The sequence below is a fragment of the Nonomuraea sp. NPDC051191 genome, from assembly GCF_044455665.1.
Lineage (GTDB): Bacteria > Actinomycetota > Actinomycetes > Streptosporangiales > Streptosporangiaceae > Nonomuraea.
In genome coordinates, this window is the sequence record NZ_JBITEZ010000009.1 from 17,795 (window position 1) to 43,299 (window position 25,505).

Annotated in this window: 25 protein-coding genes; 16 read left to right on the forward strand and 9 right to left on the reverse strand. The window is 69.1% G+C overall.

The window, feature by feature from the left end:
• Window positions 1–2: 2 nt before the first annotated feature.
• The 3 genes from ACIA8R_RS25680 to ACIA8R_RS25690 form a co-directional block, all read right to left on the reverse strand.
• Window positions 3–992, reverse strand: a complete 990-nt coding sequence (locus tag ACIA8R_RS25680; RefSeq protein ID WP_397040775.1) for a hypothetical protein — start codon at window positions 990–992, stop codon at window positions 3–5.
• Window positions 992–2,386: an AMP-binding protein gene (locus ACIA8R_RS25685; RefSeq protein ID WP_364098955.1), complete on the reverse strand. Its 1,395-nt coding sequence runs from the start codon at window positions 2,384–2,386 to the stop codon at window positions 992–994. The genes ACIA8R_RS25680 and ACIA8R_RS25685 overlap by 1 nt, the downstream gene beginning before the upstream one ends.
• A 516-nt stretch (window positions 2,387–2,902) precedes the next feature.
• Window positions 2,903–3,445 carry a dihydrofolate reductase family protein gene (locus tag ACIA8R_RS25690; protein WP_397040777.1) on the reverse strand — a complete coding sequence of 181 codons (543 nt, stop codon included), beginning with the start codon at window positions 3,443–3,445 and terminating at the stop codon, window positions 2,903–2,905.
• Window positions 3,446–3,584: 139 nt separating this feature from the next.
• Between ACIA8R_RS25690 and ACIA8R_RS25695 the strand changes: the two genes are divergently transcribed.
• On the forward strand, window positions 3,585–4,175 hold the full coding sequence (locus tag ACIA8R_RS25695) for a TetR/AcrR family transcriptional regulator (RefSeq protein ID WP_397040779.1): 591 nt from the start codon (window positions 3,585–3,587) through the stop codon (window positions 4,173–4,175).
• Window positions 4,176–4,340: 165 nt separating this feature from the next.
• Here ACIA8R_RS25695 and ACIA8R_RS25700 read toward each other — a convergent pair whose 3' ends face one another.
• Window positions 4,341–4,853 carry a GNAT family N-acetyltransferase gene (locus ACIA8R_RS25700; RefSeq protein ID WP_397040781.1) on the reverse strand — a complete coding sequence of 171 codons (513 nt, stop codon included), beginning with the start codon at window positions 4,851–4,853 and terminating at the stop codon, window positions 4,341–4,343.
• 131 nt (window positions 4,854–4,984) lie between these two features.
• Between ACIA8R_RS25700 and ACIA8R_RS25705 the strand changes: the two genes are divergently transcribed.
• Together ACIA8R_RS25705 and ACIA8R_RS25710 are read left to right on the forward strand one after the other, a co-directional pair.
• Window positions 4,985–5,770, forward strand: coding sequence for a phytanoyl-CoA dioxygenase family protein (locus ACIA8R_RS25705; RefSeq protein ID WP_364098943.1), 786 nt, complete (start codon window positions 4,985–4,987; stop codon window positions 5,768–5,770).
• A gap of 61 nt (window positions 5,771–5,831) precedes the next feature.
• Window positions 5,832–6,698 carry a GyrI-like domain-containing protein gene (locus tag ACIA8R_RS25710; protein WP_397040783.1) on the forward strand — a complete coding sequence of 289 codons (867 nt, stop codon included), beginning with the start codon at window positions 5,832–5,834 and terminating at the stop codon, window positions 6,696–6,698.
• A 226-nt stretch (window positions 6,699–6,924) separates the two neighbouring features.
• Here the strand turns inward: ACIA8R_RS25710 and ACIA8R_RS25715 are convergent, their stop codons facing one another.
• The 5 genes from ACIA8R_RS25715 to ACIA8R_RS25735 all read right to left on the reverse strand — a co-directional run bounded on the left by ACIA8R_RS25715 (window position 6,925) and on the right by ACIA8R_RS25735 (window position 10,600).
• Window positions 6,925–7,332 carry a hypothetical protein gene (locus ACIA8R_RS25715; RefSeq protein WP_397040785.1) on the reverse strand — a complete coding sequence of 136 codons (408 nt, stop codon included), beginning with the start codon at window positions 7,330–7,332 and terminating at the stop codon, window positions 6,925–6,927.
• A 248-nt stretch (window positions 7,333–7,580) separates the two neighbouring features.
• Window positions 7,581–8,510, reverse strand: coding sequence for a carbohydrate binding domain-containing protein (locus ACIA8R_RS25720; protein WP_397040787.1), 930 nt, complete (start codon window positions 8,508–8,510; stop codon window positions 7,581–7,583).
• Between the two features lie 169 nt (window positions 8,511–8,679).
• Window positions 8,680–9,603 (reverse strand): Gfo/Idh/MocA family oxidoreductase, encoded by a 924-nt coding sequence (locus ACIA8R_RS25725; RefSeq protein ID WP_397040789.1) that lies wholly within the window; start codon window positions 9,601–9,603, stop codon window positions 8,680–8,682.
• A gap of 272 nt (window positions 9,604–9,875) precedes the next feature.
• Window positions 9,876–10,196, reverse strand: a complete 321-nt coding sequence (locus ACIA8R_RS25730; RefSeq protein ID WP_397040791.1) for a GNAT family N-acetyltransferase — start codon at window positions 10,194–10,196, stop codon at window positions 9,876–9,878.
• Window positions 10,169–10,600: a hypothetical protein gene (locus tag ACIA8R_RS25735; protein ID WP_397040793.1), complete on the reverse strand. Its 432-nt coding sequence runs from the start codon at window positions 10,598–10,600 to the stop codon at window positions 10,169–10,171. The genes ACIA8R_RS25730 and ACIA8R_RS25735 overlap by 28 nt, the downstream gene beginning before the upstream one ends.
• Before the next feature lie 156 nt (window positions 10,601–10,756).
• On the opposite strand from ACIA8R_RS25735, the gene lanL reads away from it, so the two are divergent.
• The 13 genes from lanL to ACIA8R_RS25800 all read left to right on the forward strand — a co-directional run bounded on the left by lanL (window position 10,757) and on the right by ACIA8R_RS25800 (window position 25,475).
• The gene (gene lanL, locus ACIA8R_RS25740) at window positions 10,757–13,447 is read left to right on the forward strand and encodes a class IV lanthionine synthetase LanL (protein ID WP_397040795.1); all 2,691 of its coding nucleotides are present in this window, start codon (window positions 10,757–10,759) and stop codon (window positions 13,445–13,447) included.
• Between the two features lie 409 nt (window positions 13,448–13,856).
• Window positions 13,857–14,840 carry a LuxR C-terminal-related transcriptional regulator gene (locus ACIA8R_RS25745; protein ID WP_364098923.1) on the forward strand — a complete coding sequence of 328 codons (984 nt, stop codon included), beginning with the start codon at window positions 13,857–13,859 and terminating at the stop codon, window positions 14,838–14,840.
• 368 nt (window positions 14,841–15,208) lie between these two features.
• The gene (locus tag ACIA8R_RS25750) at window positions 15,209–15,370 is read left to right on the forward strand and encodes a hypothetical protein (protein ID WP_357700297.1); all 162 of its coding nucleotides are present in this window, start codon (window positions 15,209–15,211) and stop codon (window positions 15,368–15,370) included.
• Window positions 15,371–15,421: 51 nt separating this feature from the next.
• The gene (locus ACIA8R_RS25755) at window positions 15,422–15,730 is read left to right on the forward strand and encodes a hypothetical protein (protein WP_397040797.1); all 309 of its coding nucleotides are present in this window, start codon (window positions 15,422–15,424) and stop codon (window positions 15,728–15,730) included.
• A 55-nt stretch (window positions 15,731–15,785) separates the two neighbouring features.
• The gene (locus ACIA8R_RS25760; RefSeq protein WP_364098914.1) at window positions 15,786–16,343 is read left to right on the forward strand and encodes a helix-turn-helix transcriptional regulator; all 558 of its coding nucleotides are present in this window, start codon (window positions 15,786–15,788) and stop codon (window positions 16,341–16,343) included.
• A 282-nt stretch (window positions 16,344–16,625) separates the two neighbouring features.
• Window positions 16,626–17,648, forward strand: coding sequence for an amino acid--tRNA ligase-related protein (locus ACIA8R_RS25765; RefSeq protein ID WP_397040799.1), 1,023 nt, complete (start codon window positions 16,626–16,628; stop codon window positions 17,646–17,648).
• A gap of 26 nt (window positions 17,649–17,674) precedes the next feature.
• Window positions 17,675–18,550, forward strand: coding sequence for a methyltransferase domain-containing protein (locus ACIA8R_RS25770; protein ID WP_364098908.1), 876 nt, complete (start codon window positions 17,675–17,677; stop codon window positions 18,548–18,550).
• Window positions 18,551–18,580: 30 nt separating this feature from the next.
• The gene (locus ACIA8R_RS25775) at window positions 18,581–19,630 is read left to right on the forward strand and encodes an LD-carboxypeptidase (RefSeq protein WP_397040801.1); all 1,050 of its coding nucleotides are present in this window, start codon (window positions 18,581–18,583) and stop codon (window positions 19,628–19,630) included.
• The gene (locus ACIA8R_RS25780) at window positions 19,627–20,145 is read left to right on the forward strand and encodes a hypothetical protein (RefSeq protein ID WP_364098902.1); all 519 of its coding nucleotides are present in this window, start codon (window positions 19,627–19,629) and stop codon (window positions 20,143–20,145) included. Before ACIA8R_RS25775 ends, ACIA8R_RS25780 begins: the two co-directional genes overlap by 4 nt.
• Entirely contained in the window at window positions 20,145–20,990 is an 846-nt protein-coding gene (locus ACIA8R_RS25785; protein ID WP_364098899.1) for a hypothetical protein, read from the forward strand. Before ACIA8R_RS25780 ends, ACIA8R_RS25785 begins: the two co-directional genes overlap by 1 nt.
• A 110-nt stretch (window positions 20,991–21,100) precedes the next feature.
• The gene (locus ACIA8R_RS25790; protein WP_397040803.1) at window positions 21,101–22,330 is read left to right on the forward strand and encodes an alanine--tRNA ligase-related protein; all 1,230 of its coding nucleotides are present in this window, start codon (window positions 21,101–21,103) and stop codon (window positions 22,328–22,330) included.
• A gap of 44 nt (window positions 22,331–22,374) precedes the next feature.
• On the forward strand, window positions 22,375–23,409 hold the full coding sequence (gene pheS / locus ACIA8R_RS25795) for a phenylalanine--tRNA ligase subunit alpha (protein ID WP_397040805.1): 1,035 nt from the start codon (window positions 22,375–22,377) through the stop codon (window positions 23,407–23,409).
• On the forward strand, window positions 23,406–25,475 hold the full coding sequence (locus tag ACIA8R_RS25800; protein ID WP_397040807.1) for a phenylalanine--tRNA ligase subunit beta: 2,070 nt from the start codon (window positions 23,406–23,408) through the stop codon (window positions 25,473–25,475). The genes pheS and ACIA8R_RS25800 overlap by 4 nt, the downstream gene beginning before the upstream one ends.
• Window positions 25,476–25,505 lie beyond the last annotated feature (30 nt).

Sequence of the window (25,505 nt, forward strand, 5' to 3'; positions counted from 1 at the left end):
CGCTATTCGCCGAGCCGCCACACGACCGGCACGCCCTGCGTTCCCGCCAGCCTGGCCTCCTTGCGCGCCAGCCCCGGCGTGGCGCCCTCGGCGACCAGCACGCCCTCGGGCGACAGGGCGGCCCACATCCCGGCGGGCGCGTCGGCCACCTCCAGCGCCCGGTTCACCTCCAGCGCCCGGTTCACCTCCGGCCGGGCCGGGGCGGGCGTCCGGCGGGCCTGCCACCGCCGCCAGTACAGCCACTGCACGACGATCAGCGGCCCGAGCACGGTCAGCAGCGGCAGCAGCCGGCCATGGGACAGGACGAAGGCGATGGACAGAGCCAGCAGGACGGCCTCCAGGCCGGCGGCACACCAAGCGGCCGCCTTCCCGTACGCCCGTAGCGCCACCACCGGCCAGATCGACAACATCAGGCAGTCGCCGAGCCCGATGAGGGCGGGATCGTCGCCATAGGAGGAGGCCAGCACAGGCGCGAACGGCAGCCCCTGCATCCGCTGGACGAAGTCGGCGGTGAGCGACGTCAGCCCGGTGGCCAGCGTGTCGTACAGGGTGAGGGCGGCGGCCAGGGCGGCCACCTGCGCGGGCGTGATCGCCGCCTGCACCCACATGTTCACCACGCCGACGACGAGCAGGATCAGCAGGGCGTCGTTGATCACAAGGAGCGCGGCCGGCCGTCCCAGCGCGAAGGCGGTGACGTCGGCGGCGCACAGGAGCAGGGCGGCGATCATGCCCCACCGGCCGCCCAGCACGGGGGCGAGGGTGAGCTGGGTCAACGTCAGGACCACGAGCCCGAAGATCGACACGACGACGCCCGTGGGCAGGTGCAGGTACGCGAACGGCATCACGACCAGCGTCACCACCATGACCGCGATGTCCGCGCCCACCATCCGGCCGACCGGCGGTCTGGGCATGACGTAACGGCGCAGGTACGCGGCGGTGAGCGCGACGGCCAGAGCGACGAGGGCGTACAGGGCGAGCACGTACGGGGTCATCACAGTCCTCGCTCGAAGCTGATCTCCAGCAGGTCGGTGCGCAGCCGGCAGGGCGTGGGCAGGTCCTCGGCGGTCTCGACCAGGACGATGCCGGTCAGAGGCAGCCCGTGGGCGCGCTCCTCCAGGCGGCCGAGCAGGCCCTGTTCGGCCTTGCCCGCGACGACGTACAGGATGGTGCCCTCAAGGGCGTACCGGGTGGGCAGCGGCAGCGCGTGCTCGGCCTGCAGCAGGTCCAGCACGTCACGCGTGGTCAGCCCGCCGGGCGACCTGCGGCCGAGCACCCGCGAGGTGGCGGGCAGGGCGGCGAGGGCGCACGTCGGGGGCTCGGCCAGAACCTGGACGAGGTCGCCGGTGACGTACCTGAGCAGAAGCGTGGTGTCGCGGAACGTGGAGTACGGCGTCACGACGATCGTGCCGACCTCGCCGGGAGCGGCGGGGGCCAGGGTCTCGGGGTCGAGTATCTCGACCAGGCCCTGGTCGGCGGACAGGTGCAGATGACCGTCGGGGCAGACGCGGCCGGACACCGGGGCGATCTCGGTCATGCCGTACCCGTCGCGGACCTCGGCCCCGAACGCGTGCTCCGCCCGCTCGCGCAACGCGTCGGTGAGGACCTCGCCGCCGGACCAGATGGTGGTCAGCGCGAAGTCGGCGGCCCGCCAGCCGCCCCGCTCGGCCTCCTGCACGAGCGCCGCGAGGTGGGAGGCCGGCACGTTGAGGTGAGACATCTGCGCGCGCTTGCCCGGAACGTGCAGCGGAGTGGCCAGCCGGTCGAGCGTGGCGGCCGGGTCGATGGTGCCCAGGTGGGCGAACACGGCCCCGGTACGGGTGACGGCCCGTTCGGTGAGGATCTGCGCGACGGACCGCGAACTGCTCGCGTTGGCCCACACGTCGTCCGTGCGCACGTTCCCGGACATCATGAGCGAGAGCGCCGACAGGCACGACAGCAGCTCGATCTCGTAGGCGGAGAACCACACGAGCGTGGGCGTGCCCGTCGTGCCCGTCGTGTGCGCGAGCACGGATGGCCTGGCCAGGTCGGAGACGAAGGCCGCCGGCCTGCCGCGCAGGTCGGCCTTGGAGGTGGGGGCGATCGAGGACAGGGTTTGCGGGGTGATGGAGGCCGGGTCCACGCCGTGCTCCGCGAACCACCGCCGGTAGTAAGGGCTCTCCGCCGCCGCGTGGGCCACCGTGCGCCGCAGCCGCCGCCGGGTGAGGTCCTCCTGGAGCTCGGGGTCGTTGCCCGCGATCAGGTCGTCGGCGCCCTCGCCGGGCGAGCCGAACGTCTCCAGCGTCTCGCGCATGTCGTCGACCAGCGTGTAGACGTCCCGCAGCCGGAACCTGCGCCCCGACATCATCGACCAGGCGTAGCCGAGCTGGCGTACCGCGGTGCCGAACACGCCGCTTTCCTCCCGTCGTGGTGTCCCCCGGGAGAGGGCTCCCGGGGGATCACTCGCTGTTCGTCAGACCTGCAGCCCGAAGATGGCGCTGGACAGGGTGCTGACGGCGTACTTCGCGTAACGACGGGCGGTCTTGACCATGACGAACTCCCAGTTCTTCAGGGGGCGCACCGATCGCGCCCTCTGCGATCAAGAGTGCGAGCCGCTGCCAGAGATCCCCTACACAGTCGCTACAAAGTCATTACAAACAGCTGGTGGCGGGCCCCGTCACCCGCCGGTGAGCCGATGCCGGGTCTCGCAGCAGTCTCCGGCGGCCCAGATCCCGACGGCCAGGCGCCCGTCCGGCTTGGGCCGCAAACCGCCGGTCGGGCCGCTCGGCAGCTTGGTGAGGTCGGGGTTCAGCCAAGATGATGGCGAAACCCGCATGGGATTTGAACGGGCTCCGGGGCGGGAGGGCTCGGACAAGTGGCGAGGGCTCGTGGCGGACCCGATGGCTCGGAGGACCTGCAACTCGGGCTAACGGAGGACTCGGTAGCGAAGATGAGCCTCGCTCGCGAAGGCTGATGTGTCGATGCGCTCAAGTTCGATGTGCCGCCCAAGGCCTGCGAACAGCGAGATGCCGTCGCCGAGCAGGACCGGCGCAACGTCCAGGTGGAGCTCGTCGACGAGACCGAGCCGCAGGCACTGTCGTGAGATGGTTCCTCCGAGCAGGCTGACCCAGCCGTCCCCGGCCGCTTGCGTGGCCAGTCTGACGGCCTCGTTGATGTCCTCGACGACGAAGTTGTACGTGATGCCGTCGCGCTCGATCGGCTCATGGGCGCTGTGGGTCATCAGGTAGACCGGGACCTTCAGCATGCCGCCGTACGGGATCTCGCCGTCCTCGATGGTCTGGGTCTTGTTCGCGCCGCCGACCACCGCGCCGATCCGGCTCATCACCGTCCCGACGACGGCGTCGTCCTCGGGAGCGGAGGGTCGGCCGAACATCCAGTCGACCCCGCCGTCCTCCCTTGCCATGAACCCGTCAAGAGTGATGGTCGCGTGGACGATCACGGTGGCCATGAGCCGCTCCTTTCTCCGAGAGGTGAGTCGATCGACTCGCCTCTATGACCGTAATCGTGCTCGTAATGGTGAGTCAAGGAACTCGCCTCGATGAGATACTGAACGGATGACACGTGGACGCTCCTCGTACCACCGTGCGGTGGCCGCGACCAATCGCGAGGCGATCCTCGGCGCCGCCGCGCAGCTCTTCCTGGAGTTCGGGTACGACCGCACGCCACTGGCACGTGTCGCCGAGCAGGCAGGGGTGTCCAAGGCGACGCTCTTCAAGCAGTTCCCGACCAAGGCCGAGCTCTTCGAGGCAACGGTGCTCGCGGCAGGCGGATCGCCGGCGCCGGAACCGGTCGAGATCCCGACCGGCGACCTCTACGCGGGCTTGGTGGTGCTAGGCCGCGCGTATTCGGAACTGTTGACTCGTCCTCGCATGGTCGCCCTGATGCGAACCGTGATCGCCGAATCGCACCACTTCCCCGAACTGCGCGAGCGGACCTTCGACTTCGGCACGCTGCCTGTGCTGCAGGCGCTGGGACGCTATCTGCGGGAGGCGCACTCCGCAGGCAGCGCCGACATCGGTGATCCGGATCTGGCATCCGCACAGTTCCTCGGCATGATCGCGTCCGCGATCTTCTGGCCGCGCCTCACGCACGGTACGTGGTCGATCACCAAGGAAGAGCAGTCGCGAGCGGTCGACGAAGCAGCCCGGACGATCGCCGCGCGCTTCGCAACTCCCTGACGTGATCATCCGCGTCCGGGGCAGTGCCCAACCTCAGGCGGACAGCCTCCTCGCCCGGCACCGCGCCATGCTGGAGCAAAGTGCCTGGCAACTCCCACCCGTCGCGTCCGGTCGAGGCCTTCGGCGGTGGCCACCCGTGTGAGCTGGTGGCTGATGCCTGCGTCTCTATCGCGGGTTGAGGACGCGTGTCATCCAGATCGAGTCACCGTGTTCGGCGTCCTCGTCGATGCGGTCGCTTCGGTGGAAGCCGAGTTTCTCAAGGACGCGGAACGAGGGTGTGTTCCACTCCCGTACGGTGGCCCAGAGGCGGTGACGCCCTGTTCGAATCGCGGCTTCCAAGACCGCACGGGCGGCTTCTGTCGCATAACCATGGCCGTGAGCTCGTTGTGCCAGCTCGTACGCGATCTCAGGTTCGTCGAACGACCCCTGGCCGACGGTCAATCCGCAATACCCGATGAACTCACCGGTGTCGCGCAGCTCTATGGCCAGCAACCCGAGCCCGGGAGCCGCCGTCAGCGGATTGTCAACGAGCCAGCTGCGGACGTCCTCGACCGTCGGCCGTCCCTCGGCGTCGATCCGGCGGGCCGCCGGCACTCGCGGGTCCCGCTCGAACCACAACCCGCGGAACTGCTCTGCGTCCGACGGCACCCACCGTCGCAACCGCAGCCGCTCGGTCATCAGCTCCGCCGGTAGATCCTCATATGTCCTCATCCGGCCAACCTAACCCAGTGCTGGTCACCCTCGGACCCGACAAAAGCGGTAGCGAGAATGTCGGGAGATGCAGGCCGGTGACGTCGCACGATGGGGGCATGGACGACACGACCTTGACATCCCGTTTCCTCCGCGACGGCTTCGTGAAGCTGGAGGGTGCCGTCGCGCCGCGCGTGGCCGCAGACTGTGCGCGGCTGCTGTGGCGGGAGACGGGCTGCGACCCGGACGACCCGTCCACGTGGACGCAGCCCGTGCACTGGGTGGCCGGTATGGCACAGGGACCGTTCGCGGCCGCACCCAATTCCCCGGCCCTGCATCATGCGTACGACCTGCTCGTCGGCGCGGGACGCTGGGAGCCGCGCTACTCACTGGGCACGTTCCCACTGCGCTTCCCCCACGAGGAGGAGCCGAACGACGCGGGCTGGCACATCGAGGGGAGCTATCTGCCGGAGGGCGAGAGCTGGTACTTCACGAATCTGCGCTCCCAGGGGCGGGCGCTGTTGATGCTCTTCCTGTTCAGCGAAGTCGGTGAGGAGGACGCCCCGACCCGGATCCGGGTCGGCTCACACCTCGACGTGCCGAAGGTGCTGGAGAAGTACGGGGAGGACGGGGCGAGCGGGCTGACTCTCGCACCCGATCTGGTGGCGGCGTCCGACCACCGGCCGCTCGCCCTCGCCACCGGGTCCCCGGGCGACGTCTTCCTGTGCCATCCGTTCCTGGTGCACGCCGCACAGCCGCACCATGGGGTGCGGCCGCGCTTCATGGCCCAGCCGCCGCTCCTGCCGGCCGCGCGGTACGAACTGGATCGCGCCGACGGCGCGTACTCACTGGTGGAGATTGCGATCCGCCAGGGGCTGGGACGGGACGGGGGCGGCGCTGGATAGAGGTGCCTGACGACTATCGTCGGCAGGGCGGCCGTGCAGAGGCTGTGGAAGGAGGGCACGCATGCTGGAGCGGCTGAACCAGGCCATGGAGCACATCGAGGGCCATCTCGACCAGGCCCTCGACGTGGAGGAGCTGGCACGCGTCGCGGCCACCTCGGAGCAGCACCTGCGCCGGATGTTCTCCGCGCTGGCGGGCATGCCGCTCGCGGAGTACGTCCGGCGCCGCCGGCTCACCCTGGCGGGCGCCGAAGTACTCGCGGGGCGTGAAACGCTGCTGGATATCGCGGTGCGCTACGGCTACGGCTCCGGTGAGGCGTTCGCGCGGGCGTTTCGTGCCATGCACGGCATCGGGCCAGGCGAGGCCCGGCGTACCGGCGCCGCGCTCACCTCCCAGTCCCGAATGGCCTTCCGCCTCACCATCGAAGGGAGCAGCAGCATGCGGTACCGCGTCGTGGACAGGGCGGACTTCACCGTCGTCGGGTTCAAGGCCCGGGTACCGCTGGTGCACGCGGGCCCGAACCAGGCAATCATCGACTTCGTCCGTAGGATCGATCCGCAGGCTCTGGAACGCCTGGAGAAGCTGTCGGACCAGGAACCGTACGGCATCGTCGCGGTGTGCGACGACATGGAACCCGGCCGCGCCGAGGGTGATGAGCTCGACTACCACCACGGCGTGATCACCTCCGCCGCCGCTCCGGAAGGCACGACCACACTGGCCGTCCCCGCCGGCACCTGGGCGGTCTTCACCACCTCCGGGCCCGCGCCACGGGCCATCCAGGAGCTGTGGCGGGACGTGTTCACCGAGTGGTTCCCGTCGAACCCGTACCGCAGCCGCACCGGCCCCGAGATCCTCCGCATCCAGCTGTCGCCGGACAAGACGGAGGCCGACGCCGAACTGTGGCTCCCGGTGGAGCCCCAGCACCGCTGAACACGGCGACCTACCCCCCGGGGTGGACGTCCGGGGCTGACCTTCGCGATGGCATCCCCCGGACACGAATGCTGGGTCAGGGCCATAGGAAGCGATGGAGTGCACGTGAGGCGGCCATTCGGCCGGTCCCGGCCGCCGCCCGGAAGGCAGCCGTTCCCGGCGGAACGGGGTCGCCAGATGCCTGGTCAGTGCCCGTTCCTGGCTCTGGGGCCGGCTCCAGACCCGGTTAGGCCTCCTCGCATGCGATCTCGGGCGGGCAGCTGACCTTCGCGCCGCCGAACCTGACCCGGGTACCGCCAGGCACGCTCAGCCGGTAGTCGGCGCCGCAGTCGCCGCCCCCGCATTCGTAGTCGATGGTCATGCGGTGCTCGCTCCACGACTCGGTGTGGCGCTTGGGGCCGGTCCAGCGCAGCCTGCGGTCGACCACGACCGCGCCCGCCGGCCCGGTGACCACGGTGATCGTCACCGGGCCGCTGGAGTCGACCTCCAGCTCGTCTCCGGTCAGTCGGTACGTGCCGCGGGTGGTCTCCGAAGCGGGCACCATCGGCTCACGGCTGTTGCTGTGGATCAGCATCGCGCCCCCGGCGATCGCGGCAGCAGCCAGCAGGGCGGTGGCTGCGAGGATCTTCTTCATGCCTCAAAGGTAGGAACTCGCGGCCCCGGCGAACGATGGTGCTGCTTTCCCACTTGACGGTGGTGCTGGCCCCCCCTCGAACAGGGGTGCCGGATGATGGCCGACGCGGAGCCCACCACCCTGACACTTGAGACGCCCCGGCCGCCGTTCTCCTTCCGCAGTTCGAGGTCCGCGCTGACTCCAACGGCGGCGCCGGCGGGTCTGCCACCACCGAGCTCGCCGGCGGCAGCACCGTTGCGCCCGACGTTCTAGTCGGTGAGCAGGATGTCGTCCAGGCACAGCGTGTACGGTGCGTCAGCGCCGCCCACCTGGAACAACACCTGGGCCTCCCGGTCGGAGACCTTGGCGGTGTTCTGGTAGGTGTAGGTCCGGGAGCCGGTGCCGACCTCGGGGTAGCCGTCCACGATCGCGGTGTGCGTCTCGCCGCTGCCCTGGACCAGTGACCTGATCTTCACCGTCCGCGTCGCCGACGCCTTGAAGCTCAGCCGGTACGTCTTCCCGGCCTCCACACCGATGCCGCTCTGCCCGATCATCGCGGCCCACACGTTGTCACCACCCGCGGGGACGTGGGCGCACAACCGCCCGCCCGTCGCCTCGATCGGGGTGTTCTTGGACGCCCACCAGCCCTTGACCCCGTTGTCCAGCGAGCCGTTCACGACGCTCTGGTGCACGGGCACGAGAGAGACATTGTCCAGGCACAACGTGTACGGCGCGTCAGCGCCGCCCACCTGGAACAACACCTGGGCCTCCGTGTCCGACCCCTTGGCCGTGGCCGCGTAGCTGAACTTCTTCGGGCTGCCGCCGACCTCGGGGTAGCCGTCCACGATCGCGGCGCGCTTCTCGCCGCCGCCCTGGACCACCGACCTGATCCTCGTCGTCCTCGTGGCGGTCGCCTCGAAGCTCAACTGGTAGGTCTGTCCGGCCTGGACCGCGATGCCGCTCTGCCCGATCATCGCGGCCCACACGTTGTCACCACCCGCGGGGACCTGGGCGCACAACCGCCCGTCGGTCACCTTGATCGGGGTGTTCTTGGACGCCCACCAGCCCTTGACCCCGTTGTCCAGGGAGCCGTTCACCACGGCGTCGCCGGCGGGCGCGGCGGCGTACGCGGGAGTCGCCGCCGCGGCCATCGCCACGAAGGCGCCCACGGCGATGAGGCGCATCGATAGAGGATTCATGAAAAATGATCTTAGGAAGGACGTCACCATCGGCACAGAGCCAATTCGTGGTCACGCAGTTGGGCCAACCTGCCGCGGGCGGCCCTGTCGGCCTGGTGCTCAGATCGACGTCACCGCAGGCGACGTGACGTCGCGCGGGACCTCCCGAACGCGACACGTCGATCTGCTCTCACGAGTGGACCTGCGTGCGGTGGAGGGTGACGAAGGAGGCGAGAACGGCGGCGAGGCCGTCGGACGCGTTCACGGTGGAGTGCCGCAGCGGCGTGCCGGATTCGATGGAACGGGCGATCTCCTGGTACACGAGCCCGCGCAGGACCCGGACGGGCGGGATCTCCCGCATGGCCCTCGATCCCATGCGTTCGAAGACCAGCGTGTTGCCGCTGACCGTGAGGCGCGCATCGGTGTCGAACAGGCTGAGCCGCTCAGACGGAACCGCGGAACAGGTCGTGCCGGCGAAGGCGAGCCGCGAGCCGTTGTGGAAGCTCACCAGGCCGATGGCCCGCCCTCCCGGATCGTCGTCGACCTGGATCCTCGTGTCGGCCGGCTCGCCGAGAAGCTGACAGGCCAGATCGAGGTACGGCGTGAGAATCCGGGCGAGTGCCCGTTTCTGCCGCGTCGGCCCCCAGCGGAACCACAACGGGTTGCGGAACTCCTCGAAGGGATGTGACCGGGAGACCTCGAGTGTCGCGCAGGTCGTCGCCGTCCAGGTCCAGGCTCGTACCTCGGCCGGCACCGCCATGCGGAACGGCATCATGACGCCGATCAGCGCTGTGTCACGCCGGGTCAGCTGCCGGAGCTGCGCCAGTTCCTGGGGGGAGGGGGCGGGTTCCTGCAGGAGTACCGCCTTGCCCGCCTCGGCCGCCTGCCGGACCAGGGCGACTCTCGCCTCCGTGTGGGTGCACAGGACGATGAGCCGGATGTCCGGGTCGAGCAGCAGGCTCTCCCATGTCGCGTCGGTGGGGGCACCGTCCGCGTCCACGACCGGGTCCCGGCTCAGCGCGTGGACGAGCTGGAAGCCCTCGTCGCGCAGCAGGTCGTCCACGGCCTGCTGATGGAGGGGACTGCCGCCGACGACGGCGGCCCTGATCGTCACGGCACGTCCGCCGTTTCGGACCGCCGGCTGATCGGATGTACGTTCGCGCCCTCGCGGAAGGGGGTCAGGCGAGTCATATCGCCCTCCAAGCTCTCATGACCTGACGCTCTGGTGGATGGGCCCCGCCGGAAGCGTGGCGGGATGTCCGGAGATCTTTACGAGCTGCCCAGTGTCATCTTGGATCCGCGTGGAGGCGAAGTCCACGGTCAGGAGTGGCGACGTCACGCCAAGGCAGATGGTCGCCTCGGCTCTCTTCCCGCGAACGGGTGGGTTCAGAGAAGGACCGTCATGGACGTCTCGGTGGTACGGAAGCCGATCCGCGGCCAGATGTGCCGCGCCGGGTTCGCCTGGCTGACCACGGCGGTGAGGGATTCCAGGCCGTCGGCCGCCGCCTTCTGTATGACGTGACGGAAGAGGGTCAGACCCAGACCTCGGGGCGTGCCGGCAGGGTGGCGGAAGGCGTTGGCGACCCACGAGAGGCCGTCCCAGTCATTGACCACCACCCCCGCCACCACCCGATCCGTCAGGTCCACGGCGAGTGAGCTGCAGGGCAGGAGCGGGCCGATCAGCTCGCCCCGGAGAAGGGGAGCCAACTCCTCTCGCAGCACCTCTTCGTCGGTACGCGGAGAATGATCCGGATGTCCGGGCGGGAACGCGTTCCGCCAGGCGGGCAGCACCTCCTCCGGCGCGCGATCGCAGGGCGTGAACCGGAATCCCTCCGGCGCCGTCGCGGGGGCCAGGCCGCCGCCGCGCCGAGATCGCAGGAGATCACGTGCGCGTGCCGGATCAGGCGGGCACCGCGGGCCGTCAATTCCGCGCCGAAATCTTCGGAGACCGTGACGTACCAGCCGCGCATTTTCGCGGCGACCGTCACGGCCGGTCGCGGGCCGATGATCTCGACCTTGTGCGCCCACGGCCGGCCGTCCCGTTCGCCGTGCACGTAGCTGATTGCCGGAACACCCTGCTCATTCTCCAGAAAATGGCGCTCCTGCTGCATGTGAACATTTGTATCGCACCCCGGCGACATTGCTGAAGGCCGGACCGTTGTTTGCCGATGAACTGCCGCCATGGGCAGCTTGACGGCCCGCCGCGGCCAGTGCCTATGCTGGGCATTCCTTGGCGGCCGACCCTGGACAAAGGGAGTGGCGAGGCGATGCTGAACAGCGCGAACGGTGGCGACCTGACCGGCCGGTTGTCCGGCCCGCTGGCTGAGATCACCGCGCCGGAGCGCTGGAAGATACGCGCGGAGTCATTCTGGTGTTATGTGGAACCGCCGGGGTTCAGTCGCCGGCTCCAGGGGTGGAAGATACACGTCTCGGCGACCACGGAATCGGCGCCGACGGTGCTGGAGAATGCGGCCGAGGTGCTGCTGCGCCGACGGGCCTGTTTCAAATTCGCCAAAGGCTTGGAACAGGTCGCAGAACTGACGTCCATGCGTTTTCCCCGGTCCGGCGGAGGAAAATTCATCACCGTCTATCCCGATGACGACGAACATTTCCGCGTACTCGTGGAGGAGTTGCACGGGGCCGTCGCGGGGCAGGCCGGGCCGGCCATCTTGTCCGACCGGCCCTACTGCCCGGGAAGCCTGGTCCACTACCGATACGGGGGATTCACGGACGCCCTGTCCAGGCTCGACGACGACGGGTCGTACGTGCCGGCGCTCGTGGCCCCCGACGGCACCTGGGCGGAGGACCGGCGTGAGGCCCGGTTCACGCCTCCGGCGTGGGCGCCGCCGCCGTTTCCCGGGATGACGTCGCCGCCGGCGCGAGACGGCGGGCCGGTGTTCATCGCCGACCGGTTCCAGGTGGACGAAGCGATCCGGCACTCCAACCGAGGCGGCGTCTACCGGGCCACGGATCGGCGGAGCGGGCACCGGGTGATCCTCAAGGAGGCTCGTCCGCACATCTCGGACGCGCACGCCCGGTTGCGGCACGAGGCGGACATGCTCGACCTCATGGAGCCACTCGGCGTCACGCCCCGCAAGGTGACGCTGTTCGAGTACCAGCACCACCTGTTCCTGGCGGAGGAGGAGATCCCCGGGCGGTCCCTGCGGAAATGGGTGGAACAGGAGTCACAGGGGACGGAGATCCGCCGCCCGCGACCGGCGGACGTGCGGGCCGTGGCCGCGCGGCTGGTGGACCTGGTGGCGCTGGTCCACCGAAGCGGCCTGGTGCTCCGAGATCTCAGCCCGGGCAATGTCGTGGTCACTCCGGACGGCACGTTGCGCCTGGTGGACGTGGAGTTCGTGACCCGGCCGGGGGGCCCGGCCACGCCGGTGATGACGCCCGGCTACACGGCGCCGGAGCAGATCGCGGCACGCGGCTCCTCGGCGGTCGCCTCGCGGACGGCCGATCTCTACAGCCTCGGCGCGTGCCTGCTGTACCTGTGCGCCCGGGTCGACCTGGTGCTCACGGCTGACGACGACCCCGTCCGGGTGGCGGCCGAGCGCATGGAGCTGCTGGTACGAACCGCCATGCACGGCAACGACCCCCTACGTCGCCTGGCACCTGTGATCCTCGGCCTGACGGCGGCGGAGCCGGGGGCGCGGTGGGGTCTCGACCGGGTGCGAGCCGCTCTGCGCGGCGACCGCGGCGCCGCGCCCGAGCCCATCGCGGCCCTCACCCCGGACGAGCAGGACGGTCTCCTGCGTGACCTGCTGGACCACACGGCGGAGCGGATGACGCCCGGCGGCGGACCTCTCTGGCCGCCCGTGCGGCACGAGAACCGTACGGGGGACGCCGCCGGTGTGCACGCCGGCGCCGGTGGCGTGATCATGGTGCTGGCGGGCGCGGTGCGCGTCTTCGACGACCAGAGACACCGGCACGCTCTGGCCACGGCGTCCGCATGGCTGTGCGCGGAGCTGGAGCGCGAGCCGCGCGTTCTTCCCGGGTTGTTCTTCGGCCGCTCGGGCAGCGCCTGGGCGTTGTACGAGGCGGCCCGCGTCCTCGGTGACGACGGCCTCGCCGAACGTGCCCTCGCCTATGCCAGGCGCATTCCGCTGCGGTGGTACATACCGGACTACACGCATGGCACGGCGGGTGCCGGAGTCGCGCAACTCGCGCTCTGGCAGGCCACGGGCGACCCCGAATTCCGGGCGCGAGCACAATTGTGCGGCGATCGGCTGATGGAGACCTGCGAACGCCGGGCGGACGAAGTCGTGTGGCCGATCCCCGAAGGCTTCGCGTCCAAGCTGGCCGGTCTCACGCACTACGGTTTCGCGCATGGCGTCGCGGGCATCGCGACGTTCCTGCTCTCGGCCGGCCATGCCCTCGGCCGGGCCGACTACGTCGAGATGGCCGAGACCTGCGGCACGGCGCTGTACGCCCGGGCCGAGCGGGTCGGCGAGGCCGTCCGGTGGCCGGTCGGCCCCAAAGACGCCACCCGGGCGGGGGCGCCGGAGCCGGACACCGCATGGTGGTGCAACGGCTCCGGCGGCATCGGCGCCTTCTTCGCCAGATTGTGGCGGACGACCGGCGACGCTCGTTTTCTCAGCATGGCGGAGATGGCCGCGACAGCGGTGCGGAACGAGCGATGGGTGCTCGGCCCCGATCACTGTCACGGCAACGCGGGGAACGGCGAGCTGCTGCTCGACCTGGCCGGCCTGCTGGGTGAGGAACGCTATCTCACCTGGGCCGCCGAGCACGCGGCCCGTATCCACAGCGGGCACGTCCGCGCGAACGGACGGAAAGTCATCCGCGCCGCGGACGGGCGGGACCTGCCCTTCAGCTACAACCTGGGCCTGGGCGGGATCATCGGGTTCCTGCTACGGCTGCGCCATGGTGGCCGCCGGTGGTTCATGCCCGATGAGTTCGCCCTGCATCCCCCGCACGCAGAAGGGAGGTGAGACCGTGTCCACCGATGTGGCCGCTCTTCAGGAGCTTCCCGCCGCGGAGAACGCCGAAGCGCAGGAGAGAACCGTCTGCTGCATGACCTGGACCGTACCGGGTTGCCAGACCTCGTTCGTCTCCACGTAGGAGTGACGAGGCGGAACTGTTGGCGGGCCGGCCGGCCGCCCGGCGCCGGTGCTTTTACGGCGCGGGGTGGCCGGCTGTGCTCAGGGCGTCGTACCAGGGGCCGATCTTTACGACAATCATGAGGGCGGCGTCATATCTCGTGTCCGGGCGATCACGGACCGTCGTCCTTCTGGCGCACATTATAGCCAATTGCCGGGGAAATCTTGGGGGTTGTTCGTGCTTGTTCGATCAATAGAATGATGTGATCCCTGCGAGAATCGTCGTCGAAAGTTGTGCTGAATGCTGGTGTCACTCGGGCTGTATCCACTGGCGGAAAAGGTTTACCGGTTGCTCCTTCTACGTCAGGACTTAGACGTCGAGGCGATGGCGAGTGAGCTTTCCACAACTAATGATCAGGTCCGAACCGCGCTCGATCATCTGGCCGAGCTGGCATTACTCCTGCCCTCCTGGGAATCTCCCGGCAGCTTTCGGCCGGTCAGCCCGCAGGTGGGGTTGCAGGTGCTCCTCCAGCAACGCCAGGCCGAGCTGGCGCGTCAGCAGAACCAGATCGCCGAGGCCGAGTCCGCCATCGCGGCCATCGTCAGCGAATACTCCGACGCCCAACAGGACGGGCAACGTCCTGGAGCCGATTGGCTGCTCGGGATGGATGCCATCCAGGCCCGCATCGAGAGACTGTCGGCCGAGGCCGTCTGTGAAGTGGCCAGCATGATGCCCGGCGGGGCGCAGGACCCTCAGTTGATCGAGGCGGCCAAGTGCCTGGACAGGCAGGTCCGTGACCGGGGGGTGGACATTCGCACGATCGGGCTGGACAGCATGCGAAACGACGGCCCCACGCTGGCGTACGCGGAATGGCTGGTCGAGATGGGCGCGCAGGTCCGCACGGTGCCGACCCTGCCCATCCGGATGTTGATCTACGATCGCCGGGTCGCCTTTCTCCCGGTGGATGCGTCGAATACCCAGGTCGGGGCCGTGCAGGTGTCGGAAAGCGGGACCGTGGTCGCCGTCCTGGCGTTGTTCGACCAGATCTGGAACGCGGCGACGCCCATCGGGTCGCAACCGCACAAGGACGAGGCCGGGCTGCTGCCGCAGGAACGGCACCTGCTCAAGCTGCTGGCTGAAGGAATGACGGACGAGGCGGCCGGTCATCACCTCGGCCTGTCTCAGCGCACGGTGCGGCGCATGATGGCGGCGATCATGGAGCGGCTCGGCGCCCGTAGCCGTTTCGAAGCGGGGTTGCGCGCGGCGCGACAGGGCTGGCTCTGACCCGCCGCCTCAGCCTTCGGGGCGGCCGCGACGCGGTCTGGACGCGCCACCGGCAGGTGCGGGCCGCCGTCGCCGGGGAAGTTGTAGACGCCAATTGGGCCCCCACCGCGGAAGCGGGCGGCCGACCTCATGGACGCGTTCTTCTCGCCCGGGCCGGGATCCGCCATCAGCCCGATCGCATTGTCGCGGACCCCGCCTCGGCGACATGGAGATCCGCCCCTGGCGTCGCCCGCTGCCGGCCCCGTGCGGCGGTCAGACCTAATCAGGTCAGACACCTTTAGGTCACGCGCCGGCACTTCAACACGGTCCATTCCGCTGAGCATACTGATCGCACCACACGGCAGTTCCTCACCAGAAAAGGATCGAAAATGCAGCTTCCCACGAAGTTCACCGCGAAGATCGCTGCCCTCCTCGTTTCCGTGGCCGTGCTCGGAACGGGCGGCGCGGTGGTGGCCCTGGCCGGTCACGCGCCCGCCGGCAAAGCAGTCATGAACGTGGCCGACGGTGTAAACGGAAACATCTGGGGCTGAGTCCCGGATAATCGTTGCCGATGTTTCGTCATGTATGTGATTACAGCTCGCTTGGCTCCGACGATCCCGGGGAGCCCGCCGCTCGACACCGAGCGGCTGCGCTCTTCCCTGACCGCGTTCAGAGGCCCGATCAGCGTCTGCCACGCCTACCTCCGAAGTGACGCCGGCGGGATATCGCTGGTCCTGTACCTGAACGGCGCCGACCTTCCGCAGGTGGAAAGCGGCTCCCGCGCCCTGCTGGAGGCGGTGCTGGCCGACGATGCCGATCCGGCCGGATGGGTGGTCGCGCACTGCGGGGCCGACGTGATCTCGCTGGCGATGGACACGTTGCTCAGGGCCGATCCGTTGACCGAAGCCTGATCGGATGGCCCTCGCTCCGGTGTCAAACCCCTGGCTTCGAGCATGGAAGGATGGAATGAAACTCTCAGTCGGGCGTTCGCCGCACCAAGAGTCGCTCCGCTCGCTGCTCCGCAAGCTTCGGATTCGGGCCGGGCTCACTCAACAACAACTGGCTGATCTGTCCACGTTGAGTGTGCGTGCGATTCGTGATCTGGAAAGTGGACGGGTGCATCGGCCCCGTTTGGAGACCGTTCGCCTGCTGGCCGACGGTCTCGCTCTCGAAGGCGGCACCCGCTCGCTGTTCATCGCGGCGGCGACCGAGGCCGCCGCCGACGCCGACAACGCCGACGACCACAACGCCGGCGCCGACAACGACGCCTTCATGCCGGAAGACGACTTGGGGGCCACGATCGCGCACGTCATTGAGAACGCGCTCATGAGCACCGTGCCAGGCCAGGTGGAGGCGCGGCCCTGCCCTCCGGAGGGGGCCGTCCGGCAGGTTTCCATGATCCGCCTGGACGGCGGCGAGCCCCGTCACATCTTCATGGAGATCTGGATGTGGCGTGGATCTGAGATGCCTCAATGGTTCCGGACGGACGACGCGTCAGGGTGGAGAATCCCTGATCTGACTTGAGGCCGCGCCCGGCGAGCCGGGGCCGGGTGATGTCCGCCGCCGGCCGGTCCGTTCTCGGTCATCGAGCGACGGGCCGGCTGGCGGCCTTTTTCTGTCGTGAGCTGGGAAAAGTCGAGCCCGCTGCCGCCCGCTGCCGTACGCCGGCTCTGCTGGCAATCTCTCGCCATGGCTGCTACACGCCTTGGCAGACGCTGGACGCCCGCTGTTTCGGTGACACACGATGAATGCGCGGAAGCCGCCATTCCCCCGAAAAGCGCCGTCCCGGCCTCATGAAAGGTTGCCATGTCACAACCGACTGTTCTCGCGCCCCGTTCCTGGGCAGAGCCGGCAAAGCATTATCTCGCCGTCCTGGAGAATTCCTGGTACCAGCATCTCACGCTGTTCCAGGATATCGTCGCCCATCGGACGACCGACTTCTGGACAGCCAATGGCGCCCGTTATCTCAACGTGCCGATCACGACGGGTTCCATTTCCAGCCCGATGGGCCGCGGCAGCGACAGCACGCCGGTGAAGGTCGAGCTGGAAGGCGTTTCGACCTATCTCGCGGACTCGATGCAGTTCATGCTCGAATTCGGCTGCCGGCTCTCGCCCGGCGGGGCGTACTACCTCATGCCTTCCTTCAGGGGCGAGCAGGCCGACCAGACGCACCTGTGCCAGTTCTTCCACAGCGAGGCCGAGATCGCCGGAGGTCTGGACGACGTCATCCGGGTGGTGGAGGACTACCTGCGCCATCTTGCCGCCGGCCTGCTCGAGCACGGCCGTCAGGCCGTTCTGGACGTCGCGGGCGGCGTCGAGCACCTGGAGGAGCTCGCGGGCTCGGCCGCCCTGCCTCGCGTGGCGTTCGAGGAGGCGGTGGCCCGGCTTCGCCACGATCCGGCGTTCGTGCGGGAAATGGGACCGCAGTGCCGCACTCTCACCCGTGCGGGAGAACGGGAACTGATGGAGCAATTCGGGGGATACGTATGGGTCACCCATATGGACCACCTCAGCGTGCCGTTCTATCAGGCGTTCGACCCCGACGATCCCACCAAGGCGCTGAGCGCCGATCTGCTTTTCGGCATCGGCGAAACGGTCGGCTCGGGAGAGCGGCACGCCAACGCCGCCGAACTTGAACGGGCGCTCGCCCTGCACGAGGTGTCGGCCGACGAATATCACTGGTACATGACCATGAAGGACCGCCATCCGCTGCGTACATCGGGTTTCGGGCTCGGGGTCGAACGCTTCCTCCTCTGGGTGATGAAACACGACGACATCCGGGACCTGGCGCTGCTGCTGCGATTCAACGGTCAGCAGATCCTGCCCTGAAGCATCAATACCGACACGGAGTTCTCATGGCACTGATCGACGTCCCCGCGCACGATTCCACGCAGCACGAAGTGCTCGACTATTTCCGCAAGAAAGCCGACGGCTACGACCAGGTGGACGAGCAGGTCTACTGGCGGCTGTCGGACCAGCTTCTCTGGGAGGCGCTGCAGGAGTACGTGCTTCCCAACGTCCCGGTGGGCGGGCGGCTCCTGGACGCGGGCGGCGGCACGGGCCGGTGGACCCAGCGGATTCTGCGGGAGCGCCCGGACCTGACCTGTGTGCACTTCGACCTCAGCCCCGACATGACACGGCACGCCACGGCCAAGGCGGAGGAAGACGGCTATCTCGACCGTCTCACCGTGGTGAACGGCGATCTGATGGACGTGGAACGGCACCTGGCGGGCGACCGGTTCGACCTGATCATCAGCTTCCACAACGTGCTCGGTTTCGTGGCCGATCCCGATGAGGTGCTCAGGCAGCTCGCCACGCTGATGGCGCCCGACGCCCAGCTGGCCCTGGTGCTGCCCAACCGCTATCACGCGGCCTTCTTCAACCTGCACGTCGGCATGCTGGAGGACGCGGAGTCGGCGGTGTCCGACGCTCGCGGGCGGTTCACTCCGGACATGCCGGCCATGCACTTGTTCACGCCCGGACTGCTGCACGAGACGCTGGTCGGGCTCGGACTGACCGTCCCGGTCAGGACGGGGTTCCCGACGCTCATCTATCCGGGCTACCAGGAGACCCAGCTCGAAGGCACCAGCGCCGGCGTCTCCCGGAGCTTGTCCGACCCCCAGAGCTACGAACGCATCCTGAAGCTGGAGCGTCGCATGCTCAGCGAGCCGGACCTGGCCGAACGCGGGAACAACCTGTTCTTCGTCGCCCGCCAAGGCCCCGCGTCGTAGGCGATGTCCTTCTCGACGAGGCGGGCTCTGGTGGACGAGCCGGACCCGAGCCCGCCCGCACCCCTGCTTCCGCACGCCCTGCGCCGCGGAGACGTGATCGGACTCTGCTCCCCCTCGATGCCGCACGCCGCCAGATTCCCCCGGCGCCGAACCCGGGCGATCGGCGCGCTGGAGGCGGCGGGCTACCGCGTGCGTGAGGGGCGGAACTGGCTCAAGGACACCGGTCACACGGCCGGCACCCCCGAGGAGCGGGTCCAGGACCTGCACGAGCTGTTCGCCGACGGCGAGGTCCGCGCCATCATGACCTCCATCGGCGGCTACAACGCCAACCAACTGCTGGAACTGCTCGACTACGACCTGATCCGGCGCCACCCGAAGCTGCTGATCGGCTACAGCGACGCCACGGCGCTCCTGCTGGCGATCTGGAAACGCGCTCGGGTGGGGGTCGTGATGGGCCCCCAGCTTCTTCCCCAGTGGGGGGAGTCCGGCGGGTGCCTGTCCTACACCGAGGCGATGCTGGAGCGCACCGTGGCGGACTCCCGCCCGATCGGTGACATCCCGTTCCCCGAGGAGCAGGTTCTGGAGTTCCTCGCCTGGGACTGCGACGACGAACGGCCGAGACGCCAGGACCGGGCCGCTCCGGTACGGGTCCTGCGGGAAGGCGAGGCGGAGGGCTTCCTGATCGGCGCGAATCTCGACACCCTCCTGAGGCTGGCCGGTACGGACTTCTGGCCGGACCTGCGGGGCGCGATGTTGCTGGTGGAGACCGCGGGCAGCGACGTCGGCGAAGTGGAGGCGCAGCTGACCCACCTGCGTCACCTCGGGGTCTTCGACCAGATCGTCGCGCTGGGGCTCGGCCGGTTCACCGATCCCGCGACGGACCGGCTCCCCGAACTGGCGGCCGTCGTGGACCGGGCGGCACGGGGCTTCCGCGGCCCGGTTCTGAGCGGGCTTCCGCTGGGCCACACCGACCCCGTGATGTGCGTGCCCTTCGGGGCGCGGGCCGTGTTGCACGCCGGCGAGCGGCAGCGTCTGACGGTGCTGGACCCGGCGGTCAGAGAGGACGGCTGCATGCCATGAACAAGGCGACGAAACGGTCGGCGCCGGTCGGGAGAAAACCGGCGATGGCGGCGGCCTTCCTGCTCGCGGTGCTGGCGGGCCAGTTCTTCCACACGGTCGTCGACCGCAATCGATGGCCCTTCTGCTCCAACAACATGTTCAACCGCGCGCTGCCCCGACGGTTCCCCCAGTTACGGATCCGGCTGAGGGACGGCGACGAATGGACCGGCCTCCGCCAGGTCTACGGCCTGATGCCGCTGGAGTTCTTCCGGGTTGTGGACATCTTCGCCACCGTCCTGCTGGAGAACACGGACGACGAGGTGAAGGAGCGGTTCTGCCGGACGATATTGGACCGGCTCAACACGCGGCCCTGGCCGAACTACGACGAGGTGCGGCGATCGGAACGGCCCACGCATCCACGCGGTTTCACCGGACTAGAGGTGATCATGGTCAGTATCGACGTCGGAGACTACTCGATGACCGACGACGGGCCTCTCTACGACCACCAGGTGCTCTACCGCTGTGAGGTGGGGTGATGGTGCGCAGGCTCTCGGCGATCCTCTTCGGGCAGGAGGACGCCGCCGACCGGTTGCCGCTCGCGCGCGTGAGTCTGGGGCTCGCGGTCATCCGCACGATCGTGCAGATGCCCGCCGGGTCGTTCTTCGAGGAGCACCAGGACACCCTTCAGGCGTGCCAACCGGAGGACCGTCGCGGCGTCCGGCTGAGCGCCTTCCAGTTCAACGCGCTGCGTCTGCTGTCGCTGGCCGCCGTGGGGTTGTGGACGATCGGCGTGCGCCATGCCCTCGTGCGGGTCTCCGCGGCGGCCGGTTTCGCCGCGCTCAACTGCTATGTCGCCCAGTTCCATCCGCGTTTGTGGAACTACAACAGTCACCTGAACCTGTTCCTGTGCGCGGCGACCGCGGTCGACACCTCGAAGTGGCTGAGCGTCGACAAGCGGCCGCCCGGCCCTCTGTCGAAGGAGGAGTCGCAGCTTCAGTCGCTCGCGCTCGCCGCCATGCAATTGGGGGCCGCCTCGATCTACAGCCAGGCGGGGCTGTCGAAGCTCATTCACGGCAAGCTCAAATGGATGGTGGAGGGCGGCACCCTCAAGGGCTCGCTGGCCGTGCTGGGAACGGCCGAGGGACACCGCCTCAGCGCCAACGACCCGCTGATGCGGGTGCTGAGCGTGGCGACCGTCGTCGGTGAGGCGGCCTTCCTGCCGCTGTTGGTGGCCCGATGGAAGAACCGACGTCTGATCGCGCTCGGCGCCGTCGCCTTCCATCTGGCGACCAAACGTTTCCTGGGCATCTCCTTCTGGCATCTGTGGGCGCTGTACCCGGCGCTGTTCATCGCCCCGTCGCCGAAGACCGACCGCTCGTAAGGAATCGCACTGCTCGTGTAGAGACGGGCCCGAAGCCAGGAGATCCAGCCATGCCAGGCCAAGTCAGTCACAGCGATGTACGGCGGGCGAGTCGTTCACAACAGACCCTTGTGGATCTGACCGCCGGCTTCACCGATCACTTCCTCCGAGCCGGGGCCGAGCGTCTGTCCGCCGAGCCGGCCGTACCGCGCGACGACCCGACCGTTCTGTTCACCAACTCCGCCGTGGTCGCGTTCAAGCCCTACCTACGCGGTGACGTCGTCCTGGGCGATCGCACGCTCGTGGTCACCCAGCCGTGCGTCAGGGCGCACAATCTGAAGACCACCTTCAGCGAGGCGTTCTCGGCCGACTTCGTCCTGCAGTTCAACATGCTCGCGGTGCTCGCGCCCGTGGCCGCCCTCGACTCGCTGGCCGAGACCATCAGGCGGTTCTTCAGCGACCTGCACGGGCTGAAGGGCTCGCAGGTGCTGCTGAAGGTGGCGGCCGACGACCATGACCTGCACACCGCCTGGCAGGACGCCTGGACGACGCCGTTGGCCTACGACGAGGAGCCGCGTCGCTACTACCGCTGGGGCTTCGGCGAGGACCGGATGACCGGGCGGGGCGCCACCTTCGCCATCGAGCAGTCCGGCGGCAAATGGCGCGACCTGGGAAATCTCATCGCCTTCGAATGGGACGGCCGGACCGTCGGCTACGGGTTCGGGATCGGCGTCGAGACGCTCGCCGCGTGCCTGGCCCGCAGCAGGTGGGTGATCGACGTGATGCCGCCCGGGGTGCTCCCGCCCGTGGAGACGGAGCAGCAGGCCAAGCTCGCGGACCTGCTGGGGCTGCTCGCCCGGCTGTACGCCAACGACATCGAGATGTCCGGCCGCGCCCAGGGCTACATCATGCGCAAGGCCCTGGTGACGCTGGACGCCCTGGCGTCCGAGCTGCGGGTGCCCGAGGACGAGCTGCTGGCCAGGATGGGCGCGATCACGGCCGCGCAGACTCCTGATCTGGACCTGGTGCGCCCCTTCCGGCGAGACCTCGCACAGTTGCGCATGCTGCCCGAAGCGGTGCGTTCGTTCGACCTGTCGTTGCGGTGCCGCCGGGACGTGTCGCCGGAGATGCTCTGCGCAGCCGCCGAGGGGGTCGCGCTTCCCGACGTGCTCAGGATCGACTCGTCCGTCTCGGACGTGTGGTGCGGGCCTTCGCTGGACGAGGACGAGCACTCCGTGACGATCTCGTTGAGCCTCCTGACCCGCCATCCGTTGACTCCGCAGCAGATCAAGGAGGCGTTGCGGACCGTGACCCAGGAACTGGCCGGGAATTTCGGCGCGACATTGCGCGGCACGGTATAGGCCGCGGCCCGCGATGCCGGCGACGTGCGTTCTGTGGAGTGAAAGTGGACCTTGCAGCAGAGATATATGACCGGTTCTCGGCCGACCTCGCGGAGGCTGTCACCGGAGAAGAGCTGGCGGCGGTCCAGGCCCGGCACACGGGCCGGCGCAGCCGGGTGAAAGAGGAGTTCCGCGAGCTGGCGAGGCTGCCTGAGCACGAGCGCAAGGAACGCGCGGTCATGCTCAACGGCCTGGAACTGCGCATGCGCGTGGAAGTGGAGGAGAAGACCGGCCGCGTGCGGGCGGAGGAGACCGCCCGGCAGATCGAGCACGAATGGCTCGACCTGTCCCTGCCCGGTCAGGTGCCCCGGCGTGGCGCCTGGCACCCGCTCACGGAGGTGGAGCGCCACTGCCTGGACGTGCTGCGCCGGCTCGGATTCGAGCGCGCGGACGGGCCGGAGGTCGAGGACGCGTACCACAACTTCGACGCGCTGAACATCCCGCAACACCATCCGGCGAGGGACCTGCAGGACACCTTCTGGCTCGACGCCGGGCTGCTCCTGCGCTCGCACACGACCACCATCCAGGCCCGAGTGCTGGGCGGCCGGCCGCGGACGCCGGTCAAGATCGTCGCAGCGGGACGGGTCTACCGCAACGAGGCGGTGGACGCCACGCACATGGCGATGTTCCACCAGCTTGAGGGCTTCTGGCTGGAGCGCGGGCTCGCCCTGGGGCATCTGAAGGAAGTTCTCGTCTTCGTGGTACGGGCTCTGTACGGAGACCGCGTGCGGATGCGGTTCAAACCCAAGTACTACCCCTACACCGAACCATCGCTCGGGCTGGACATCGCGTGCACGGCCTGCGGCGGCGACGGGTGCGAGGCCTGTCACCGCGTCGGCTGGGTGACCATCATCGGCGCCGGGATGATTCATCCGGCGGTGCTTCGCGAATTCGGCTTCGACGGCGACGGGATGCGCGGGATCGCGTTCGGCTGGGGCACGACCAGAATGGCCGCGCAATGGCTCGGCATCTCCAAGGTGAGGTCGCTGTACTCCGCCGACCACCGTCAGCTGGCCTACCTGCATCGAGGCGTCTCATGAAATTCTCCCTCGCCGGCCTGCGCGCGTTCCTGCCGGAGCTGCCCCATGACCTCGCCCGGGTGCGGGCGGCGCTGGACGAGTCCGGTCTTGAGGTCAAGGGCGTCGAATCCGACGGCTCGGACTCGTACGTGACGCTGGAGTTCCTGGCCAATCGTGGCGACCACCGCTGTTACGCGGGGGTGGCCACCGAACTCGGCGCCCGGCTGCGCCTCCCGGTGGCGCTTCCGCCGGTCGAAGAGCCGGAGATCGGCGACGGCACGATCGAGGTGGCCGTGGAGTCGGCGGCGTGCCTGGCGTACTCGCTGACCCCGCTCACCGTTCTCGATGCGAAGGCCGAGCTGGGCGCCCCTGTGACCGCCAGACTGGCCGCCGGCGACCTCCTGACCGGATCGGCGCCGGTGGACGCGGCCAACGCCGCGGCCTTGGAGCTCGGCCAGCCGACTCACGTCTTCGACGCCGACCGGGTGAGCGGCACTGTCCGCATCCGTGCGAGCCGCTCCGGTGAGCAGGCCCATCTGATCGGGGAGCGGAAGCCCCGACCGCTGCCCGCCGGCCTGCCCGTGGTGGCCGACGACGAGAAGATCCTCGCGGTGGCGGGCATGCTGGGCTGCGAGGAGTCCCGCGTGCGGGAGGAGACGCGGCGGCTGCTCCTGGAGTCCGCGGCCTACGATCCCGTGGCGGTCAGGAAGGCCGCGGCCGCGATCGGGGTCTCCACCATGGCGTCGCAGCGATACGAGCGTGGCAGCGACCCCACCGCCGTCCTTCGGGGCGCCGGCCGGGTGATCCGCCTGCTGGAGGAGGCCGGCGCCGCCGAGCGGGACGGGCCGTCCACCGTGCCCGTACGGTGGACGGCCCCACCGCCGCGCATCGCGCTCGACCCGCTGACCTGCTCCGACTTCCTCGGCGTCGAGCTCGGCCTGACGGACATGGCCGGCAGGCTCGGCGAGTACGGCTTCCGCCACGAGGGCGACGGGGAGTTCTCCGTGCCGGGCTCGCGCATCTGGGACGTGAAAGAGCCGGAAGACCTCTACGAGGAGCTCGCTCGCCATATCGGCTACGACACGCTGCCCGCCCGGCCACTGCCGGCCAGCCCCGGCGCCCCGCTCACGCCGAAGGAAGAGCTGGTCCAGGCGATCGGCGACACCCTCGCCGGCCTCGGCTTCTACGAGACGTTCACCGAGGGCTTCTACGGCAAGGAGACGTTGCGCCTGCTTTCACCGGCCGAGTCCGAGCCGCTGGCCCGGCACGTGCGGATACTGAACGCCGAGGACCGCCGCTACTCCATGCTGAAGAACAACTGCCTGGCGCAGGCCGTGGCGGCGGTGAGCGCCAATCTGCGGTTCAAGCAGGGCGACGTGCGCCTGTTCGAGGTGACCCGGGTCTTCGAGCCCGACGCCACGGCGGACAACGGCCTCTGCCGCGAACACGAGGTCGTCTGGGCCGTGGCACTGGGCAGCCGCGCCGCCGACCAGTGGTCGGGCAAGCCGGGCGAGACGGATGTGTTCTTCCTGCGCGGCGCGGTGGAGGAGATCGCGCTGCGTTGTGGTGCCGACGTCGCCTTCCGCCCCGTCCCGCCGGCCCATCCGCTGGCCGGAGTCCTCCACCCCCACCGCGGCGCCGAGATCCTCCTCGACGGCCGGCACGCGGGGCTCGTCGCGGAGGTGCATCCGGACGTGCGCCGCCGCGCCGGCCTCGGCGGCAACCGTCCCTGCTACCTGGAGCTGCGCCTGGACGCGTGGAAGCTGCGCAAGGAGCCGGCCGGGCGCCCGCCGTTCCGTGAGGACCCCGGCGTGGAGCGCATGGTCGACTTCGTCATGCCCCGCCCGGTGCTCAGCCAGGACGTCCTGGACGTGATGACCGCCGCCGGTCCTCCCTGGGTGCGCAGCATCAGAGTCGGCGACGTCTTCCTGCCGCGCGGGGCCGCTCCGGGCGAGCGCTCGGTCACGTACGTCATCACCTGCAACAGCGAGCCCGTACGGCCGGCCGACGAGGTCAACGCCATGCTCGAGAGCTTCATCGAGAAGGTGACGGAGCGATTCGCCGACCAGGGCGTACGCCTGCGCTGAGTGCCCTCGATCCATCGCCCGTCCCGTGAG

What these genes read in the sequence shown, in the direction of transcription:
- ACIA8R_RS25680 (WP_397040775.1), bottom strand. Translation starts at nt 992, where the DNA reads ATGACCCCGTACGTGCTCGCCCTGTACGCCCTCGTCGCTCTGGCCGTC.
- ACIA8R_RS25690 (WP_397040777.1), bottom strand. Translation starts at nt 3,445, where the DNA reads ATGGCCACCGTGATCGTCCACGCGACCATCACTCTTGACGGGTTCATG.
- ACIA8R_RS25700 (WP_397040781.1), bottom strand. Translation starts at nt 4,853, where the DNA reads ATGACCGAGCGGCTGCGGTTGCGACGGTGGGTGCCGTCGGACGCAGAG.
- ACIA8R_RS25705 (WP_364098943.1), top strand. Translation starts at nt 4,985, where the DNA reads ATGGACGACACGACCTTGACATCCCGTTTCCTCCGCGACGGCTTCGTG.
- ACIA8R_RS25710 (WP_397040783.1), top strand. Translation starts at nt 5,832, where the DNA reads ATGCTGGAGCGGCTGAACCAGGCCATGGAGCACATCGAGGGCCATCTC.
- ACIA8R_RS25715 (WP_397040785.1), bottom strand. Translation starts at nt 7,332, where the DNA reads ATGAAGAAGATCCTCGCAGCCACCGCCCTGCTGGCTGCTGCCGCGATC.
- ACIA8R_RS25720 (WP_397040787.1), bottom strand. Translation starts at nt 8,510, where the DNA reads ATGAATCCTCTATCGATGCGCCTCATCGCCGTGGGCGCCTTCGTGGCG.
- ACIA8R_RS25735 (WP_397040793.1), bottom strand. Translation starts at nt 10,600, where the DNA reads ATGCAGCAGGAGCGCCATTTTCTGGAGAATGAGCAGGGTGTTCCGGCA.
- lanL (WP_397040795.1), top strand. Translation starts at nt 10,757, where the DNA reads ATGCTGAACAGCGCGAACGGTGGCGACCTGACCGGCCGGTTGTCCGGC.
- ACIA8R_RS25745 (WP_364098923.1), top strand. Translation starts at nt 13,857, where the DNA reads ATGCTGGTGTCACTCGGGCTGTATCCACTGGCGGAAAAGGTTTACCGG.
- ACIA8R_RS25750 (WP_357700297.1), top strand. Translation starts at nt 15,209, where the DNA reads ATGCAGCTTCCCACGAAGTTCACCGCGAAGATCGCTGCCCTCCTCGTT.
- ACIA8R_RS25760 (WP_364098914.1), top strand. Translation starts at nt 15,786, where the DNA reads ATGAAACTCTCAGTCGGGCGTTCGCCGCACCAAGAGTCGCTCCGCTCG.
- ACIA8R_RS25765 (WP_397040799.1), top strand. Translation starts at nt 16,626, where the DNA reads ATGTCACAACCGACTGTTCTCGCGCCCCGTTCCTGGGCAGAGCCGGCA.
- ACIA8R_RS25770 (WP_364098908.1), top strand. Translation starts at nt 17,675, where the DNA reads ATGGCACTGATCGACGTCCCCGCGCACGATTCCACGCAGCACGAAGTG.
- ACIA8R_RS25780 (WP_364098902.1), top strand. Translation starts at nt 19,627, where the DNA reads ATGAACAAGGCGACGAAACGGTCGGCGCCGGTCGGGAGAAAACCGGCG.
- ACIA8R_RS25785 (WP_364098899.1), top strand. Translation starts at nt 20,145, where the DNA reads ATGGTGCGCAGGCTCTCGGCGATCCTCTTCGGGCAGGAGGACGCCGCC.
- ACIA8R_RS25800 (WP_397040807.1), top strand. Translation starts at nt 23,406, where the DNA reads ATGAAATTCTCCCTCGCCGGCCTGCGCGCGTTCCTGCCGGAGCTGCCC.